Annotated in this window: 14 protein-coding genes; 9 read left to right on the top strand and 5 right to left on the bottom strand. The window is 50.8% G+C overall.

Annotated features, from left to right (window positions below; genetic code table 11):
* The first annotated feature begins 87 nt into the window (after nt 1-87).
* The 4 genes from H6F93_RS03895 to H6F93_RS03880 all read left to right on the top strand — a co-directional run bounded on the left by H6F93_RS03895 (nt 88) and on the right by H6F93_RS03880 (nt 3,827).
* Nucleotides 88-1,209 (top strand): RpoD/SigA family RNA polymerase sigma factor, encoded by a 1,122-nt coding sequence (locus H6F93_RS03895; protein ID WP_190679334.1) that lies wholly within the window; start codon nt 88-90, stop codon nt 1,207-1,209.
* A gap of 111 nt (nt 1,210-1,320) precedes the next feature.
* Complete coding sequence (locus H6F93_RS35640) at nt 1,321-2,319, top strand: GNAT family N-acetyltransferase (protein WP_190679331.1); 999 nt, start codon at nt 1,321-1,323, stop codon at nt 2,317-2,319.
* A 334-nt stretch (nt 2,320-2,653) separates the two neighbouring features.
* Nucleotides 2,654-2,860: a glycogen debranching protein gene (locus tag H6F93_RS03885; protein WP_190641541.1), complete on the top strand. Its 207-nt coding sequence runs from the start codon at nt 2,654-2,656 to the stop codon at nt 2,858-2,860.
* A 115-nt stretch (nt 2,861-2,975) separates the two neighbouring features.
* On the top strand, nt 2,976-3,827 hold the full coding sequence (locus tag H6F93_RS03880; protein ID WP_190679329.1) for a prohibitin family protein: 852 nt from the start codon (nt 2,976-2,978) through the stop codon (nt 3,825-3,827).
* Between the two features lie 216 nt (nt 3,828-4,043).
* Here H6F93_RS03880 and H6F93_RS03875 read toward each other — a convergent pair whose 3' ends face one another.
* Together H6F93_RS03875 and H6F93_RS03870 are read right to left on the bottom strand one after the other, a co-directional pair.
* On the bottom strand, nt 4,044-5,405 hold the full coding sequence (locus H6F93_RS03875; RefSeq protein ID WP_190679327.1) for a TldD/PmbA family protein: 1,362 nt from the start codon (nt 5,403-5,405) through the stop codon (nt 4,044-4,046).
* On the bottom strand, nt 5,405-6,844 hold the full coding sequence (locus tag H6F93_RS03870) for a TldD/PmbA family protein (RefSeq protein ID WP_190679325.1): 1,440 nt from the start codon (nt 6,842-6,844) through the stop codon (nt 5,405-5,407). The genes H6F93_RS03875 and H6F93_RS03870 overlap by 1 nt, the downstream gene beginning before the upstream one ends.
* A 585-nt stretch (nt 6,845-7,429) precedes the next feature.
* On the opposite strand from H6F93_RS03870, the gene H6F93_RS03865 reads away from it, so the two are divergent.
* From H6F93_RS03865 to H6F93_RS03855, 3 genes are all read left to right on the top strand, one after another.
* A complete protein-coding gene (locus tag H6F93_RS03865; protein ID WP_190641545.1) occupies nt 7,430-7,702 on the top strand; it encodes a GlsB/YeaQ/YmgE family stress response membrane protein in 273 nt (90 codons plus the stop codon).
* Nucleotides 7,703-8,333: 631 nt separating this feature from the next.
* Entirely contained in the window at nt 8,334-9,146 is an 813-nt protein-coding gene (locus tag H6F93_RS03860; RefSeq protein ID WP_190641546.1) for a carbon-nitrogen hydrolase family protein, read from the top strand.
* Between the two features lie 151 nt (nt 9,147-9,297).
* Nucleotides 9,298-10,824, top strand: a complete 1,527-nt coding sequence (locus H6F93_RS03855; protein ID WP_524537889.1) for a cation:proton antiporter — start codon at nt 9,298-9,300, stop codon at nt 10,822-10,824.
* Nucleotides 10,825-10,921: 97 nt separating this feature from the next.
* Here the strand turns inward: H6F93_RS03855 and H6F93_RS03850 are convergent, their stop codons facing one another.
* On the bottom strand, nt 10,922-12,310 hold the full coding sequence (locus H6F93_RS03850) for a tetratricopeptide repeat protein (RefSeq protein WP_190643210.1): 1,389 nt from the start codon (nt 12,308-12,310) through the stop codon (nt 10,922-10,924).
* Nucleotides 12,311-12,498: 188 nt separating this feature from the next.
* Between H6F93_RS03850 and H6F93_RS03845 the strand changes: the two genes are divergently transcribed.
* Nucleotides 12,499-12,744, top strand: a complete 246-nt coding sequence (locus H6F93_RS03845; RefSeq protein ID WP_190679323.1) for a lipopolysaccharide assembly protein LapA domain-containing protein — start codon at nt 12,499-12,501, stop codon at nt 12,742-12,744.
* Here H6F93_RS03845 and H6F93_RS03840 read toward each other — a convergent pair.
* Together H6F93_RS03840 and H6F93_RS03835 are read right to left on the bottom strand one after the other, a co-directional pair.
* Entirely contained in the window at nt 12,718-13,782 is a 1,065-nt protein-coding gene (locus H6F93_RS03840) for a cysteine peptidase family C39 domain-containing protein (protein WP_190679321.1), read from the bottom strand. The two genes, H6F93_RS03845 and H6F93_RS03840, sit on opposite strands and share 27 nt — an antisense overlap.
* Nucleotides 13,783-13,932: 150 nt before the next feature.
* Nucleotides 13,933-14,421 (bottom strand): hypothetical protein, encoded by a 489-nt coding sequence (locus tag H6F93_RS03835; protein ID WP_190679319.1) that lies wholly within the window; start codon nt 14,419-14,421, stop codon nt 13,933-13,935.
* Between the two features lie 300 nt (nt 14,422-14,721).
* Between H6F93_RS03835 and ispG the strand changes: the two genes are divergently transcribed.
* Nucleotides 14,722-15,948 (top strand): (E)-4-hydroxy-3-methylbut-2-enyl-diphosphate synthase, encoded by a 1,227-nt coding sequence (gene ispG, locus H6F93_RS03830; protein WP_190643207.1) that lies wholly within the window; start codon nt 14,722-14,724, stop codon nt 15,946-15,948.
* The last annotated feature ends 125 nt before the right edge of the window (nt 15,949-16,073 follow it).

The following is a 16,073-nucleotide window of genomic DNA, read 5'->3' as shown; positions in this document are numbered from 1 at the left end:
ACAGCAATATTTAATCGTAATTCGGGACAGACAATGAGTAGTTCTCTCTCCGATAAAAGCAGCACTTTAGCAACAGAAGATACAAAAATGAAAGGTGCTTTTGCTGAGGACAGCCGAGCATTGGACACCTCTGCTCACACAGAGCTGTTTGAAGGGTTGCAGGGTCAGGGATTAGGCGAGGAATTGGAACCGTTCGATACCCCTGACGATGAGCCGGATGCTTTAGCAGCGGTCTATTCGCCCGGATATCGTAAAACGGTTTCGGATGATGCCGTGGGTGCTTTCTTTAAGGAGATGGCACGCTACCCCTTGCTCAAACCGAATGAAGAGGTAGAGTTGGCGCGGCGTGTTCAGTTTTTTGCAGAAATTGAGGAGTTGCGCGATCGCCTCCGTAGTGAACTGGGCCGCAATCCGACTAAGGTAGACATTGCTAATCACTTGGGGCTAACCGAACGGCAGCTTGAGCATCAGCTTTATCGCAGTCGCACCGCTAAGCGTAAAATGATTCGTTCAAACCTGCGTTTGGTTGTGTCGATCGCCAAACGCTACCTCAACCGGGGCGTACCTTTCCTGGATTTGATTCAAGAGGGGGCTTTAGGGCTAAATCGCGCCACCGAAAAGTTTGATCCCGATAAGGGCTATAAATTTTCCACCTATGCGTACTGGTGGATTCGGCAGGGGATCACGCGCACGATCGCCAATGATGCCCGCACAATCCGTCTGCCGATTCATATTGTCGAGAAGCTGAACAAGCTGAAAAAGGCGCACCGGGATCTGCGGAAAGAGCTAAACCGTAACCCGACTGAGAATGAATTAGCAGAAGCTCTGGAGCTAACCCCTGAGCAACTGCGGAACCTGCAACAGGTGCGACGGCGATCGCTCTCGCTCAACCATCGCGTCGGTAAGGGCGAAGATACCGAACTGATGGAATTGCTCGAAGACAGCAATACCCAATCGCCAGAGGCGCAGATGAGCGAGACAATGATGCGCCAGGAAATTTACAGCGTTTTGGGCGACGTGCTGACAGAACGCGAGAAGGATATTATTTCCCTGCGTTACGGACTGACTACAGGGGAAGCGCATACGCTCGAAGAAGTGGGTGGCTTGTTTAACCTATCGCGGGAACGGGTACGCCAAATTCAAACGAAGGCGATGCGAAAGCTGCGTCGTCCTCAGGTCGCAGCGCGGCTAAAGGGTTGGCTGCGCTAATCTGGGAGGCGGACTATGAAAGATTTCGATAGCAGCAATGCTGCGGGTCGATTGCGTCGGTGGTAGGCGATCGCGCTAGGGTGATAGGGAAAAATTTTGCCGTAATCCCCTATGCTCAATCCTTCTGCCATTTCAACTGTGTCGATTCGTTCAGCTACGGCTGATGATGTCCCGACTCTGTTTGCGCTAATTCAAGCGTTGGCGGGGTACGAAAAGCTTTCGGATGCTGTGGTGGGAAGCACTGAGGCACTGAGAGAACATTTGTTTGGTCGCCCCTGCGTTGAAGCAATCCTGGCAGAGCAGGACGGCAAGCCTGTAGGGTTTGCTCTATTTTTTAGCAGCTATTCCACGTTTTTGGCGAAACCGGGAATTTATCTGGAAGACCTGTTTGTGCTGCCGGAATGCCGAGGACAGGGAATCGGTAAGATGCTGCTATTCCACCTGGCGCAACAGGTACTAGAGCGCGATGGTGGACGGTTAGAATGGTCGGTGCTGGACTGGAATGAGCCTGCGATCGCCTTCTATCGCCGAATTGGAGCCATCATTGGCGAAGACACCCGCATTTGTCGCGTTACCCGCGACCGTCTGTCACACACTGCTGCTTTAAGCAATTCCGACATCGCGGCACAAATTCGTCCAGTCACGTCAGATGATATGTCTGAACTGTTTCAACTGATTCAAGCTAAAGCCGAGTTTGACCGGCAGCTTCACCAGTTCAACAGCGATCCAGATGCCTTGAGTCAGCACCTGTTTGGTTCTCCCCGCTACCTAGAAGCATTGGTCGTAGAGCAAGCGGACCAACTGGTTGGGTTTGCTACTTTCTCGCCTAACTATTCCACTTTCCTGACGCAACCCGGAATTTATCTAGAGGATCTATTCGTCCTACCCGAATATCGGGCTCAGGGAATTGGTAAAACTCTGCTGGCAAAATTGGCCCAGATTGCTCTCGATCGCCACTGTGGACGGTTGGAATGGCTAGTCGCAACCTGGAATGAACGGGCGATCGCCTTCTACCAATACATGGGCGCAAGCATCTTACCGGACTGGAGAATTTGTCGGGTGACGGGTGAGGCGATCGCTAGTCTTGCTGGGAGCGGAGCTAAGAGTTAGGGATGAGGAGGTTAGGGGAACCAGCAGGCGAAGCCTGCACCACAGACTGCTGAGACACCACAGATGCGAAGCGCGTTATGCCTACCTACCCAGACTGATCGGAGGGGGTTTGGGGGACGCGTTCGTCCCCCAACGAGGGTTTGGGGAAAACCCCCAAGGCTCGGATTCTTTCACGAAACCTCGGTCACCTCCAGCATCCCTCATCCACTTCCCAAAAACTGCTAAATAACATTGAAAACTGTTGAAACTCCTTGCTTTGCCCAACTTTCTTCGATAAAACCAAATTAGTGGCACAACCAATCGCCCCAACTACCTACTCTTGGAGCAAAACATCATGACTATCTGGGTGAATGAACAAGTCGATCCGTCGGGCATCATTTCCTCCTGCATTGCTTGCTGCAACCAGGAACACGCAGAAGCGTGTCACGACTCGTATGAGGAAAATCTCACAGACGAGCAAAAAGCCGCAGGTTGGGTTGCTCGCCTCAGAACTGTTACATCCTGGGAAGATGTACCCGTCAACGCCCTCAAACTCGACTAATCGTCTTGGATTCAAGGCGGTTCCTGCCCCTAACCTCCAATTCCTCTCACTCCCCTGCTAGCCTTTAAGCAGATGGCTCAGTGCTTAATCAGTGCTCAACAAGGAGATAGCAGACTTGAAGAACCAGTACACACAGAATTTGTCTGGCTTAATCTTAGGGATTGTGGTCGCGGCAATTCTGTTCATCGGACTCAATTCTTTCGTCATCATTAACCCAGGTCAGGCGGGTGTGATTAGCATTCTGGGTAAAGCGAGGGATGGCGCTTTACTAGAAGGGCTGCACTTTAAGCCACCGCTGGTTTCGGCGGTCGATGTGTATGACGTGACGGTGCAAAAGTTTGAGGTTCCGGCTCAAAGCTCGACGAAGGATCTTCAGGACTTGACGGCTAGCTTTGCCATTAACTTTCGGCTTGACCCCACTCAAGTGGTGCAAGTCAGACGGAGTCAGGGAACGTTGCAAAATTTGGTTTCTAAGATCATTGCGCCGCAAACTCAGGAATCTTTTAAGATTGCGGCTGCCCGCAGAACGGTGGAGGAGGCAATCACTAAGCGGGATGAACTGAAGCAGGATTTTGATAATGCGTTGAGCGATCGCCTGGAAAAATACGCAGTAATCGTATTAGACACCAGTGTGATCGACCTCAGCTTTTCTCGCGAGTTTTCTAATGCGGTAGAGGAAAAGCAGATCGCGGAACAGCGGGCTCAACGGGCGGTTTATGTGGCTCAGGAAGCGTCTCAAGCGGCTCAGGCGGACATTAACCGGGCTCAGGGACGAGCGGAAGCTCAGCGGCTGTTGGCGGAGACGCTGAAGGCTGAGGGGGGTGAATTGGTGCTGTTGAAGGAGGCGATCGAGGCTTGGCGAGAGGGTGGCGCTCAGATGCCGAATGTGTTGGTGACGAATGGTGAGTCGGGAGGGGTACCGTTTTTGTTTAATCTGGGGGATTTTCAGGCGGCAGGTCAACGATAAGTTGTCCTCGCTTCTTACAGGCTGTTTTTGGGTTAAAAGAATCCGAGCCTTGGGGGTCTCCCCCAATGGGGGTTTGGGGGACAAACGCGTCCCCCAAACCCCCTCCGATCAGTCTGGGGTAGGTGGCGTGACGCGCTTCGCATCGGTGGTGTCTCAAGGGTTTGTTTAGTTGCAGGCTTTGCCTGCATTCACTCCCTGGTCCCTAGCCCCTAGTCCCTACAACGTATAAGTGAACTCCTCACTCAAGACTCCTGGCACCCAAATTCCTCCTAGGCTGCGGTTGCCGTAGGTGCCGACTTCGGGGATGAATTCCTGGAAGTCGGTGAGGGCGATCAGGTTTTCGCCGAAGCAGCGGTAGAGGCTTTCGTCAAAGCGTAGGTTTTCGATTGGGGCGACGATTTCGCCGTTTTCTACCCAGAAGCAGGCGTAGCGGGTCATGCCGGTGATCCGTCCGGTGGGGCGATCGCTCCAGTTCAAGTAATGCAAGTTGGACAGGTACAGTCCGGTATCCAACTTGCTGAGAATGTCGGCGGTGGCAAGGTTACCGGGGGAAACTTCGGGCGATCGCAACGATTCTCCTTCGTCGGCACCGTTGGCGGTTTTGCCATATTCTTTAGCGGTGCGAGAGTTGATTAGAGTGTTAGCCAGCTTGCCGTTTTCAACAAGCGGTAGCTCGACGGGCGCGATTTCACCCCAGTTGTTGAATCGGGGAACTAAGCCACGACTAAAGTTTTCCTTGAGGGTGAATTGGGGGGAAAGTTGCTTTTCGCCGCGTTGCAGCAGTCCTAGGGCGCTACCGCCTCGCTGCATGGAGGATTCGCTGACTGCACCCCAGGAGAGCATTCCCATTAGCTCGGCGACGGCGGCGGGGGCAAGGTAGGTGCGATATTGTCCTTTGGGAACGGGTTTTGGCGTTTGGGCTAGTCTTTCGAGCTGGAGTTTGGATTCGGCAAGTTTGGCGGCGTAGGCTTCCTGGCTCCATTCGCTGCCAGCAAAGGTGCCTTTGACGGCTTGCCCGTCTTCGGTAAAGAGGGAATAGTCAAGCGAGAAGGTTTCAGTGGCAAACCAGTGTTTTTGTCCGGCGGAGTCGGCATAGGCACGAATCAACGAACCGCCTGCGTAGATGCCGGTAAAGTCTAAACCCGTGACTTCGGGCAGGATGGAGGAGGCGATCGCCCCCGCCGCTAACAGCTTTCCCTTGTTCACTTCGTGGCTAGTGGCATTTCCTTTTGGCCATACCAGATACGGATCATCCGGGAGTTGCGGTACTTCTTCGCGCAGTTCTTTTAGGGCTGCCTGTGCCTGGAGCAAATCGGTTTCGAGCTTTCCGGTGAAGGGAAATTCGCGGTAGCTGTTGCGATCGCCCTTCATTAGGTTTAAATGCAGCTCACCATCGGCGACGCTGCCTGTCTGCCGCACCTTTGCGCCGTTGAATCGGACAAATTGACTTTGCTCTCCAGTGAGTTGCAGGGTCAACTGTTCGTCTGTCCCTAATTCCGACAAAACGGCTGCAACAATCTGGTCAAAGGTCGTTTCCATTGGGCTGTTGGTTGTACTTTCTGTCAGCGTTTCCAGCATTACTCTCCCCCTCCAAACACTTCCACATTTTCAAACACGCAAACTGGGGAACCGTGACCCACGCGAATCACCTGATTGGGTTCACCTTTGCCGCAGAATGGAGTGCCGTACATTTGCCAGGTGGTGTCGTTGCCAATCCGCTTTAGGCTATGCCAAAACTCTGGCGTAGTTGCCCGATAGTTCGGATTTCGCAGTGTTTTGGTCAGCTTGCCATTTTCGATTAATTTGGCGTATTCACAGCCAAACTGAAACTTGTAGCGCTGATCGTCAATTGACCAGGAACGGTTGGACTCCATGTAAACGCCCCGCTCGATGTCACCTGTCAGGGCTTCAAAGGAATCGCTTCCTGGCTCCAGGTTGAGGTTTGCCATGCGATCGATCGGGGGTCGATTCCAGGAGGAAGCACGGGCGCAGGCAACACCCGGAATGCCCGTTCTTGCCTGACTTTCAAGGCTGCCCAAGCCCCGCTGCAGCACGCCTTCTTGAATCAGATATTCTCGCGTGGCGGGTGCGCCCGTGTCGTCAAAGCTATAGCTGGCAAACTCCCCCGGCACGGTGGGGTTAAAAGTAATGTTCATCAGCTCGGAGCCGTAGGAAAGCTGTCCAAAGTCCTGCGGTTTAACAAAACTGCCGCCTGCATAGTTGCGTTCGTCGCCTAAAATGCGGTCTAGCTCCAAGGGATGCCCAACGCTCTCATGGATTTGCAGCATCATCTGGTCGGGAGCCAGCACTAGCGTCGTGGTTTCGCTGGGGCAATCTTCTGCCGTCAACAGTTCTACTGCCTGTTCGCCAACTTGAGTGGCTCGTTCCCACAGGTTCGGCTCTGGAAATAACTCCCAACCGCCCTGGTAGCAGTGCGCCAGATAGCCATTGTTGCTGCGCTGCTGCACGATCGCCCCCTCTTGAGCAGTTGCGCCAAAGTGGGTTTCTAACATCACCAGCTTTTGGTACACCTCAGAGCCGTTGCTGCTGACAAACCAGGTTTCGGTTTCATTGGCGATCGCCGTTGCCACCGCCTGCACAATCTGGTCAGAAACTTTCAATGTTTGGCACAGTCGTACCAGCAAATCATTGATTTCCCCTGGTGTAAGTGCATCCAGCGGTTTCACAAATGGAGAAATGTACTCGCCCACTACCTTGGGTCGTGCCGCTAAAGTCAGCGGATGAATTGTCCACGGGCTAGCGGCGATCGCCTGCTCATAGGCGAGTTTTGCCGCTGCCCGCAGGCTATCTAGATCTAGTGAGTTTGTCGCACCATAACCAATCTGTCCATTCACCAGGACTTCCACCATTACGCCCTGGTTAACTGACTTGCCGTTGCTGCGAGGCAAACCATCTCGTACTGCTCGTACCCCAACCGATTCTTTAACGGCTCGTAACCCAACCCAATCCGCAGGAACGTCCAGCGACTCAATCGCCCTCAAGAGTTCAGAAATCATTGATACACACAAAGAGGAAGTGACCCGTAACCTCAAGTGTAGCGGGGGTGTCAATAGATTTCTGAAGTCCGGTCGTTCTGGGTTAGCTCTCGCTTTTGGAGGAACCATCCTTCAGGCTTGATCGCTCCTTTGACAGAGGGTTTAAGCCCTAGTTTTTTCAAGTTGCTATACATCAGGGTAGGGAGAGGCTACTAGTTCTATGACTTAAACTTCATCCGTCCGATAGTGTCTCTTAAATTTGTGAATTGATATCTTTAAAACATAGAAACGGCACCGAATGAAATCTCACACTAGTGATTCTTCAACTGTGACTTAAATGTGATAAACATGAGTGTTGCAAATCGGTGCATATAGTTCACTGGCACAGATGTAAATGAAGCGCTTATTGCTCTCTCTACCTTGCTTTAAAAGTTGAAAGATTGCAACTTTTCAACAAATTGAAAGCGGTAGGCATCTAGGGTCAATTTGATTCGGTAAGTTCGTAGTTTGAGAATAGAGTATTTGCAAACTTGCAAAACGGTTTGATTCAAAACCTCTGTAAAAGCAACTGAACAAAAGCTAACAATTAAGTGAAGGAGAGAAAAAATGGGAATTCTTGCATGGATCGTGTTGGGTTTGATTGCAGGTGCGATCGCTAAAGCGCTTTACCCCGGTCGCCAAAGCGGCGGCATCCTCGGCACAATGCTGCTCGGTATCATCGGTGCATTCTTGGGTGGAACGCTCTACACCCTGTTGACCACGGGTCAATTCGCCCTTGCTTCGGTTGGCTTCACACTTCCTGGTCTGCTAATTGCCGTTCTGGGCGCAATGCTAGCAATCTTCTTGTACTACCAGTTCACCGCTCGTCGGGTTTACTAAGGCGAAAGAAGGCAAAAGAGATCAGGGTTGACCTGCCAAAAAGCTAGCTTCAAAGTGTGAATCGGATGTCAAAGAAATCCCCTGCATTAGCAGGGGATTTTTGTACGATCGCGGCTACCTATTTTTCTACCTATTTTGGAGTTTAGCTCTGGATCTAAACAGGCGATCGCCTAAAAGTTTTCTACCTGAACTCGTGTCTTTATATTTCATCAGATTATCCTAATTCAAAGGTCACATACCTTTGAATTAGGATAATAAGTTTCTGACTTGTGAGCTTGCCTCGCTTCCTCTACTTCTGCAAGAACAGTCGGATTGTTTTCCGTTTCGGCTTCTCTCTCGAAAATCTATTCTTTTTAATGGCTCCATAAGTTAATGGCTCCATAAGACGATAGTCTTTCTCTCCGTGTTGAGAAAGACTATCGTCTTTGCTAAAGCATTAAATGTAACTGTCAACTGGCTAGGTCTGTTACTTAATAGCGATTGCCCCCAAAGGCAAGAAGTTACTTCATCTCATCTCTAGAAAACTTAGCCAGCCGATTTAGATAAACTTTAAGTAAATGGTGTCCTTTTAACGGAGAATTTAAGGTTAGGCACCGACTGCCGTAGTTTTTCCGCTGTGTTGATGAAGCGTATGAAGTCTTATCTTGCTGCTGCAATCCAAATGAATAGCTTGCCCGATCTGGAAAAAAATCTGGCGCAGGCAGAAGACCTGATTGATTTGTCCGTGCGTCAAGGGGCAGAGCTTGTTTGTCTGCCCGAAAATTTTTCTTTTTTAGGAGATGAGGAAGCCAAAATTTCTCAAGCAGAGGCGATCGCTCAAGGTAGCGAAAAGTTTCTCAAAACCATGGCGCAGCGCTATCAGGTGATGCTGCTAGGCGGCGGCTTTCCAGTACCAAGTGGAAACGGCAAGGTTCACAACACGGCATTGTTAATCGGTGCGAATGGGGAAGAACTGTCGCGCTACGAAAAGGTGCATCTGTTTGACGTGAACCTTCCCGATGGCAACACTTACCAGGAGTCGCATACCGTACTAGCTGGGCTGAAGCTACCACCCGTTTATCCCTCTAAAGAGCTGGGCAATCTGGGGCTGTCAGTTTGCTACGACGTGCGCTTTCCTGAGCTTTATCGCCACCTAGCTCAAATGGGGGCAGAAGTGCTGTTCGTTCCGGCTGCTTTCACAGCCTACACGGGCAAAGACCATTGGCAAGTACTTTTGCAAGCCCGAGCGATCGAAAACACCTGCTATGTAATTGCGCCAGCCCAAACCGGAAAACACAATTCTAGGCGGCAGTCTCACGGACATGCAGTAATCATTGACCCCTGGGGCGTGATTTTGTCAGATGCAGGCGACAAACCGGGTGCAGCGATCGCCGCAATTGAACCTTCTCGTTTAGAGCAAGTTCGCCGTCAAATGCCTTCACTTCAGCATCGCGTGTTTGTTTAGGCTTAGGTTCTGTTTTAGAACACCGGGGTAGGGGAGTACAGATGGGAGGGCAACCCCACGTCGCGGAGTGCCCTCCCATCTGTATCCTCTTTTTAGAGAAACGTTATTTAGATGTTTCTGATCCTGTGAAGAAACTTGTACAGTAGACAGGATGAGTTCTGTCGAACGCATGGTAGATCTGACTTCTTGGGCAGTTGCATCCCTACAAAATCCTTTACTTCAATTTCACGGTGGCGTCGCTCCTCTACTAGCAGCCACACCAGAAGCCGAAAATGCGCCTCTGGTGCTAGCTGGAGTGTTAATGAGTCTGGTCGTCATTTATTTGGCAGCCAAGATTGGTGGAGAGCTTTGCGCCCGAATTAACCTGCCCGCTGTTTTAGGAGAGTTGGTGGGCGGGGTAGTGGTAGGCATCTCTGCGCTGCACCTGATAGTTTTTCCAAACGGTGCGATCGAGGGAACAAATTCACTGATTGTTGCTCTGCTAGAAGCGACAGCGGGTTTGTCTCCTGATGCAGCCCTGGGCGTTTTTGAGACTGAGAGTGAGGTGATTTCAGTCTTATCAGAGCTAGGGGTAATCATCCTGCTATTTGAAATTGGCTTAGAGTCAGACCTAAAAGAACTGATTCGAGTTGGACCACAGGCAGCTGTGGTAGCGGTCGTGGGTGTCGTAGTTCCCTTTGCGGCAGGCACGGCTGGGCTGATTGTGTTTTTTGGTTTACCTACGATTCCGGCGGTGTTTGCTGGGGCTGCCCTCACCGCAACCAGCATCGGCATAACAGCCAAAGTGCTAGCTGAGCTCCAGCGCCTCAGTTCTGAGGAGGGGCAAATCATCATTGGCGCAGCCGTACTGGATGACGTACTGGGAATTGTGGTACTGGCAGTTGTTGCAAGTCTGGCAAAGACCGGTGAAATCGAAATTAGCAATGTAATTTACCTGATTGTTGGGGCAGGCGTTTTTCTAGTTGGCTCAATTCTGGTGGGTCGTTTGCTCAGCCCCTATTTTGTTGCATTGGTTAACAAACTCAAAACACGAGGGCAACTGCTGCTATCAGCTCTAATTTTTGCCTTCATCCTGTCTTACATCGGCGCGGCAATTCAGCTAGAGGCAATCTTGGGCGCTTTTGCTGCAGGGCTAATTCTGGCAGAAACTGACAAGCAGCAGGAGTTAGAAGAACAGATAATTCCCCTGGCTGACTTTCTCACTCCGATTTTCTTTGTAGTGGTTGGAGCGCGCACAGATCTGAGCGTTCTGAATCCGACAATTCCTGAAAATCGTGAGGGTTTGGTCATTGCTGCCTTTCTGGTCGTGGTTGCCATCCTCGGCAAGCTGGTCACAGGACTAGCGGTATTTGGAAAACCCAACATTAATCGACTGGCGATCGGCGTGGGCATGATTCCCAGAGGAGAGGTAGGCTTGGTGTTTGTCGGAGTTGGTTCGGCAACAGGCACGCTTTCTAAGTCTTTAGAAGCTGCCATCATCGTGATGGTGATTCTGACAACCTTCCTGGCTCCAGCCTTCCTGCGGATTGTGTTTCAGGATTCGGATGAATCGGAAACTGGAATTGAGGCTGAAACTCCTGCTTCCGCTCTAGAAGGCGCAAATGGGAAACCATTTACTGCTCAACAAAGCATTGCAGAAGCAGAGAATATAGAGTCATCGCTGCAAGACCGACAGTAAAAAGCTTTTGTCTGGTTCCCCAGAAGAATTGACTCTACCAAAAGCGCACCCTGTACTACAGAGTGCGCTTTGTCGCATTTTAGGCAACCGATCGCCTCTATTGCAGTCGGTTAAGTTCACTAAGAACGCTACGATAGCCTTCTGCACGACCCTGTTCTAGATAGAGGTCAGCGGCTTGCTGGAAGTCATAGAGCGCTCCCTGGCGATCGCCCTGTCTCAGCTTAAGCTGTCCTCGACTGTAATAAGAATCAGCATCTTGAGGATTTGAGCGAATTGCCTGGGTGTAGTCTTCCACTGCACCCTGCATATCTCCCTGATTTGAGCGGATTTCTGCTCGGTTCTCAAAAGCTTGGGCACTGGTAGGGTTGAGTGAAATCACTCGACTGTAATCCTGAGTTGCGCCCCCATCATCGCCCAATGCTACCCGAGCATTAGCCCGACCGCTGTAAGCTTCGGCATAATCGGGCTGAATCGCCAACGCCTCTGTATAGTCTGCGATCGCCCCTTCAGCATCACCCAGTTCTGACCGCAAGTCGCCGCGCTCCTTGTAAGCAGGAGCATAGTCAGCGTCAACCAATAAAACTCTGTTGAAATCTTCTAGCGCTGCCTGAGATTCTCCCAACGCCGCCCGCATTACACCTCGACTAAAGTAAGCCTGCGTATATTCTGGGTCAAGCTGAGCGGCTCGGTCAAAGTCTGCCAGTGCGCCTTCCGGGTCGTTCGCATTAGAAAGGGCAATGCCGCGATTGTAGTAAGCCGTGGCGGAAGTATCATCAAGGGCAATCGCCCGGTCAAAATCAGCGATCGCCGTCTGTTGATTGCCAATGCGGTAGTAAGCACTGCCGCGATTAAGATAGGCTTCTGCATAGCTGGGGTTAATTGCGATCGCTCGGTCAAAGTCGTCGATCGCTGCTCGTACCTGGTCTTGAGCCAGATGAACTGAGCCGCGTCTCACATAAGCCTCAGCATAGTCGGGACGTAGCTCGATCGCTCGTTCGTAGTCTTGCAGTGCGCCTTGATAGTCTTCTGCATCGGCTTGAATAATGCCTCGGTAGAGGTAAGCCGCAGCATAGCGCCGATCATTTTGAATCGCCTGATCAAAGTCAGCTAGTGCCTGCTGTTCTTCTCCCTGGCTATAAAAAATTCTGCCCCGGTTGAAATAGGCATTTGCATAGGCTGGGTCAAGCTGAACCGCCTGATTATAGTCTGCAAATGCGCCTTCCTGGTCGCCTAAAGCTTCACGGGCAAAACCGCGATAGACATAGGCTGCGGCATATCCAGGGTCAAGCTGAATCGCCTGATTAAATTCTTCAATTGCCTCTTCATAGTCGCCGTCGTTGACATCCTCCACGCCATTCTCAAACAACTCTCCTGCATCTGGCTGCGCTAGCGCTCTAGAGAATGGTGCTAGGGCAGAAATACTGACTAGGATGGCAGTAATACTCAAAACGCGGATACTGCGATGGATGGAGTAGGTCGGGTTCATAGGCTTTACTCTACGATGGGATGTAAGTGAAGTTCGATCGCCCTGATGAGGTATTTAGACTTAAATTACCCTTAGGGTAGGCGATCGCGATCACTTTGAGGCTGATTTCATCCCTAAAACCACGGAGAGCTTGCTCAAAACTTTGAGATGGAGCCTTGTAAACACGTACTTCTCTCCCCCTTCAGTTCATGGCGAATTTTTTGACCTCAGTGATTGTTGCAGGTTGGGTGTGTGCGATCGCCCTGATCTCAGTTCAAAATGCCAGACCTGTCACCATTCAATTTTTGTTTCTGCAATCGGTCGAGATTCCCTTGGGGTTGGTGCTCGCCTCTTGCGTAGCCCTGGGCATGGTTGGAGTGGCGATCGTCCTTCCCCTCTGGCGTTCTCCCGTCCCATCAAGCCGATACTCAAGAGACGATTTGGACGATTTCTAAAGAGGGTTTGGTGAGAGTTGGTACGCTACTCAGACTAGAACCGCTGATTAACAAGACAGTTTCAGGATCTAGCTCCCCCGTCACTTTCACTCCCACTGCGGTCTGAAAACTGCGAATAGCCTGACTCAGCTCACCTGACACCTGACTGAAATAGCCCAATCGAGCAAGCTGCTCAGCCGCTTGTTCAGGAGTTAAAAGGGTTTCAGTTGGCGAAAAAATTGGCACATATTGCTGCCGCCAAACCTGATTGAACTGAGTTCGGTTCAAGTGATAAATTCTGCCTCTAGCAGGGTCAGCGATCGTGGCTGTATCAGTATCCAGAACCAGAAGCGCTACCGCATGAGGGGCTTTACGCATTCCATCAAATAGCCAAACCCCCAAAATTCCGGGTCGGTTAATCTGCTGCATTTGCTCCCAGGTTGGACTTAGCTCCAGTCCATCCATGTTCAGAGCACGAGCTGCCATGATCAACTGTGGCATCGAGGTTCCCAGACGACTAGTTCCCGCTAGACGGGCAACGCTTGATTCAGTGGCATCAATTCCCCATAGACGCAGCACCGTTGCTAGGGCAGCCGGCGCGCAACTGCTAGCAGACGTTTGCTTATACACTCCGTTGGCTTGCAGGTTGTTGCCTAAAGAGGCGTGAATCGGAGCCAATACATAAGCTTCTACTCCGCTAAACCCACCGACACCCAACAAACCAATCAAAATCACTGCCAAGACTTGCGTTTTTGCAGTTTGCCAACTGACAACAAAAGCTGTACCGCAAAACCCCAGCAGCAGTATCCGCATCGCAGTCCAGCTAATTCGCATTCCATGCGCTCGCCATTCCAGGGGCAAAAGCTGCCACTGAGGGAGATTCAGCGCCAGCACCAACAGTCCGACGTAGACACCGAGAAATATAAAAGAGAAGAGAGCTTTTCCTTTGAACAGGTCGTTAGCAGTAACGCCCTGACGAAGCAGCACTTTTCCCAGTCGCATCCCTAGCCAGAAGAGCCAGGTTCCCAACAGTAAAGTCGCAGCGATTTCGAGAAGCATATTCTAGTTGAATTCGCTTCTCAATTCTGGCGTACCCTTTTCCCAGTTGTCTTGATCTTGCCTAGATACACGACGGTGTTGCCATAAAAAATAGAGCGTGGAAGCTTTGTCCAACGCTCTATTTCAAACTCAAATTAAGGAATGCCTTAACTACCAGAGTGCTGGAACAGGTCCAGGAGCAGCGGGTACAGCAACGGGTGTGCTAAAGGGAGCACTCTGCACAGGAGGCAGTGAGAATGACGTGGACGGTGTTGTTTGTGGAGCCTGAACTGGAAGGAGTTGCAGCGATGTGGTGTAAGGGGTAGGCAGGTCAGCCGTGCGAATTAGTGGATCGCTCGTGCTCTGAATGGCTAGTGCCTCGTCATAAACCCGGTTAACCAAATTAGCGTCTCTAGTAATTTCGTTTTCGGGGAAACCATTTTGAATAATGGAACCCTGCCCCAAAATATAGTTGGCTTGCCGAAACAGCGATCGATTTTCGTAGTAGCTGCGATCGTTGCGGAAGAAAGCCCGCTCGAAAGCCTCTGGAAGTGTCTGTACATCGCCTCTGACTTCTTGGGCACTAGCCACGTCAGCGATCGCCGTAAAGGAGGCAACTAGTGCTAACGTACCAAGTAAACTCTTGAACCTCACACCCATACCATTACCTCAAGAATTGTTTTTAATTTTGCTTGCGATTATGTTAGCTCATCTCAATCGACTTATCGCAATTTAAGATAGAGCAAAAGTAGATTGGGAAAGGCGTCCACCGTCGAGATGCACCTTTCACACCCCACTTTTGAATTGCTACAGCAGTAAAATTACCTTAATCAATCCCTTTGTAGACCAATCTTTTACCCAGAAAAGAGTAAGAGCCAAACGCACACCATCTGTGGCAATCTGGAAAGCAGAGGCTTGTTATTTCGATAGTCTTAACCACCACAATTAGCCCAATCGTATATGCAGACTCTGCAAAATTCAGTTGTTCCCGGTGCTTCCAGCACTTCAGCCGCTTTTGATACCACGATTCATCGCCGCAAAACTCGTCCTGTCGCAGTGGGTAGCGTCACCATTGGGGGTAATCATCCTGTCGTCGTGCAGTCGATGATCAACGAGGACACACTGGATGTAGATGGATCTGTTGCAGCGATCCGCCGTCTGCATGAGCTAGGGTGTGAAATTGTGCGGGTAACGGTGCCCAGTTTGGCTCACGCTAAAGCAGTCGGAGAAATTAGACAGAAGCTGATTCAAACTTACCAGCCTGTGCCATTGGTTGCCGATGTTCACCATAACGGCATGAAAATCGCGCTGGAAGTGGCTAAACATGTTGATAAAGTGCGAATCAATCCAGGGCTTTATGTATTTGAAAAGCCATCGGGCGATCGCACTGAATACAGCCAAACCGAATTTGACGAAATTGGCGAAAAAATTCGCGAGACCCTAGAACCCCTAGTCATTTCCCTACGGGATCAGGGAAAGGCAATGCGAATTGGAGTCAACCACGGTTCCTTAGCAGAACGAATGCTGTTTACCTATGGCGACACACCCGAAGGCATGGTGCAGTCCGCTCTGGAATTCATTCGCATCTGTGAATCATTAGACTTCCGTAATCTGGTCATTTCACTCAAAGCATCACGAGTGCCTGTGATGGTCGCAGCCTATCGTCTCATGGTCAAGCGAATGAATGAGGCGAATATGGACTACCCTCTACACCTAGGCGTGACTGAGGCTGGAGACGGCGAATATGGGCGGATCAAATCCACCGCAGGAATTGCAACTTTGCTGGCAGACGGCATTGGCGACACGATTCGCGTTTCTCTAACCGAAGCTCCAGAAAAAGAAATCCCAGTTTGCTACAGCATCTTGCAAGCTTTGGGACTCCGGAAAACAATGGTGGAATATGTCGCCTGCCCTTCTTGCGGACGCACCTTGTTTAACCTGGAAGAAGTGCTACATCAAGTTCGTGAAGCGACCAAGCACTTGACAGGTCTAGACATCGCAGTAATGGGCTGTATCGTCAATGGTCCTGGCGAAATGGCTGACGCTGACTATGGCTATGTCGGTAAGCAACCAGGCTACATCTCACTCTATCGTGGGCGCGAAGAGATCAAGAAGGTTCCGGAGGATCGGGGAGTCGAGGAGTTGATTGGCTTAATCAAGGCAGATGGACGTTGGGTCGAACCTTAACTGAGTCTTTAAATTAGTTCAGATCATCCCCAGATTTTTTGATTGTTGGCACATCGCACCTGCCGTCCAGCCTTGCCTGTGTTAGATTGAGCGTACTCCAATTGCAGTCTCTCCTCAATTTCAGA

Source organism: Leptolyngbya sp. FACHB-671 (assembly GCF_014695745.1).
In the GTDB taxonomy this organism is placed as follows: domain Bacteria; phylum Cyanobacteriota; class Cyanobacteriia; order Elainellales; family Elainellaceae; genus JAAUTN01.
Note: the sequence above shows the minus strand (reverse complement) of the source record. Positions and strands in the feature narration are given on the sequence as shown.

Excerpts from the sequence above, each read along its gene's own strand:
- H6F93_RS03850 (WP_190643210.1), bottom strand. The coding sequence starts at position 12,310 with ATGAACCCGACCTACTCCATCCATCGCAGTATCCGCGTTTTGAGTATT.
- H6F93_RS03845 (WP_190679323.1), top strand. The coding sequence starts at position 12,499 with ATGGCGAATTTTTTGACCTCAGTGATTGTTGCAGGTTGGGTGTGTGCG.
- H6F93_RS03855 (WP_524537889.1), top strand. The coding sequence starts at position 9,298 with ATGAGTTCTGTCGAACGCATGGTAGATCTGACTTCTTGGGCAGTTGCA.
- H6F93_RS35640 (WP_190679331.1), top strand. The coding sequence starts at position 1,321 with ATGCTCAATCCTTCTGCCATTTCAACTGTGTCGATTCGTTCAGCTACG.
- H6F93_RS03885 (WP_190641541.1), top strand. The coding sequence starts at position 2,654 with ATGACTATCTGGGTGAATGAACAAGTCGATCCGTCGGGCATCATTTCC.
- H6F93_RS03870 (WP_190679325.1), bottom strand. The coding sequence starts at position 6,844 with ATGATTTCTGAACTCTTGAGGGCGATTGAGTCGCTGGACGTTCCTGCG.
- H6F93_RS03865 (WP_190641545.1), top strand. The coding sequence starts at position 7,430 with ATGGGAATTCTTGCATGGATCGTGTTGGGTTTGATTGCAGGTGCGATC.
- H6F93_RS03895 (WP_190679334.1), top strand. The coding sequence starts at position 88 with ATGAAAGGTGCTTTTGCTGAGGACAGCCGAGCATTGGACACCTCTGCT.
- H6F93_RS03840 (WP_190679321.1), bottom strand. The coding sequence starts at position 13,782 with ATGCTTCTCGAAATCGCTGCGACTTTACTGTTGGGAACCTGGCTCTTC.
- H6F93_RS03860 (WP_190641546.1), top strand. The coding sequence starts at position 8,334 with ATGAAGTCTTATCTTGCTGCTGCAATCCAAATGAATAGCTTGCCCGAT.
- ispG (WP_190643207.1), top strand. The coding sequence starts at position 14,722 with ATGCAGACTCTGCAAAATTCAGTTGTTCCCGGTGCTTCCAGCACTTCA.
- H6F93_RS03835 (WP_190679319.1), bottom strand. The coding sequence starts at position 14,421 with ATGGGTGTGAGGTTCAAGAGTTTACTTGGTACGTTAGCACTAGTTGCC.
- H6F93_RS03875 (WP_190679327.1), bottom strand. The coding sequence starts at position 5,405 with ATGCTGGAAACGCTGACAGAAAGTACAACCAACAGCCCAATGGAAACG.